The following is a 1,440-nucleotide window of genomic DNA, read 5'->3' as shown; positions in this document are numbered from 1 at the left end:
AAAAATGCACCTGAATGCAAGCCTTAAGTTTTGTTTGTGATGATCAACAATCCGCCATCCTTGCCTTCGCTTGGAATGGCGGGATTGTTTCCTCAACTAACCATTTCAATATTGTTCACTGTTGTTTTCAGCAGCGGTGACAGGAAATATCAACAGGTTTATGAGCTCTGTTTTATCGTAAAGAAACCCACTGAAGGAGGGGAAGAATGAAGAAAGTCTTGCAATTATTGAGCGGCATAGCTCTGTTAAGTATAGCTGGATGTGAGTATAAAGCTGAGGTTCCCTTATCAGCTTGGGAATTATGGGATAAGCCTGGTGCAAATACAATTGATATAGGGAAAGCGCTGTTAGAATGTGGCATGCCAACACCTTATAATCGTGATGAATACAACAGAAAGTTAGACGGAAATGCGAACGCATTAATTGAAGCTTGCATGGTTCAAGCAGGTTTTAGATATAAATCCGGATATTTGAGTTCGTGTGAGTTTTTTGATGCTCGTTTTCCGATTTGTCATTCAGGTGCTGTCATTCCTCAAAGAAGTGTTAAGAAACGCCTGAACAGCCCCCATTGTAAAAGAAATAGAAACAAGCCTGAATGTCTACCGTAGTTTTTTGATGATGGTATGATTAAGAGTAATCTTTAGTTTTTTTATCTTTTGCATAAGTGTGTGGGCCAATTGTATCGGCACTCAACATGTTTCAAATTGGTATGGACAGAGGAATATAAAACATCGACAAGCTTATAAGCAGTCTTATCATAAAAAATCATTGAAGGAGAGAAAAAATGAAAGCAACTTTAAAGTTATTGAGTGGATTGGCTTTGCTTATTATAGCTGGATGTTTTCCAGGTCCTTACCAGGCTGTGGATGTATTAGAGAAGCTAGGAGAAGATAAGATTGAGATTAAAAAAGCACTATTAGAATGTGGAATGCTGAATCCTCATGATGATTATATGATGGATTATAGAGAGTTAAGTATAAATGCGAATACATCTATTTATGCATGTCTAACCCAAGCAGGTTTTCATAGTAAATTAGGAGGGAAGTGGAGAGATCGGTGTAGAAATTATAATGCCGAGGATCTTCCGATTTGTGTGCCAGGTGCTGTCATTCCAAAACGAAGTGTCAAGAAGCGTTTAAATAGCGCTTATTGCCAAAAATATAAAAATAAACCAGAATGCCAACCTTAAGCACTGTTTGTGATGATCAACAAACCGCCATCCTTGCCTTCGCTTGGAATGGCGGGATTGTTTCCTCACTTTCATTATTTAACGGATGAAGAAAAGCAGCATTTGCAAGCCGGCTCTGATGGCAAGGTGCATGTGTCCCTCAATGGCATTTTTACCCCACCCTATGAGGCTGCTGTTTATGCTGAGCAACATGCGGAGAATAAAAATGTACCGCTTTATTTTGTTGTGTTTCCAGAAGCCGATTCTGCTAT

At 39.1% G+C, this 1,440-nt stretch carries 2 protein-coding genes and 1 pseudogene; all 3 read left to right on the top strand.

Annotated elements, in window-relative coordinates:
* Positions 1 to 206: 206 nt before the first annotated feature.
* Complete coding sequence (locus tag U736_RS0108705; protein WP_026500687.1) at positions 207 to 608, top strand: hypothetical protein; 402 nt, start codon at positions 207 to 209, stop codon at positions 606 to 608.
* A gap of 176 nt (positions 609 to 784) precedes the next feature.
* Positions 785 to 1,189, top strand: coding sequence for a hypothetical protein (locus U736_RS0108700; RefSeq protein WP_026500686.1), 405 nt, complete (start codon positions 785 to 787; stop codon positions 1,187 to 1,189).
* Between the two features lie 12 nt (positions 1,190 to 1,201).
* A pseudogene (locus tag U736_RS11345) lies at positions 1,202 to 1,440 on the top strand (filamentous hemagglutinin); the annotation flags it as partial.

Origin of the sequence: Bartonella grahamii ATCC 700132 (assembly GCF_000518085.1) — a bacterium.
Lineage (GTDB): Bacteria > Pseudomonadota > Alphaproteobacteria > Rhizobiales > Rhizobiaceae > Bartonella > Bartonella grahamii.
Note: the sequence above shows the minus strand (reverse complement) of the source record. Positions and strands in the feature narration are given on the sequence as shown.

Excerpts from the sequence above, each read along its gene's own strand:
- U736_RS0108705 (WP_026500687.1), top strand. The coding sequence starts at position 207 with ATGAAGAAAGTCTTGCAATTATTGAGCGGCATAGCTCTGTTAAGTATA.
- U736_RS0108700 (WP_026500686.1), top strand. The coding sequence starts at position 785 with ATGAAAGCAACTTTAAAGTTATTGAGTGGATTGGCTTTGCTTATTATA.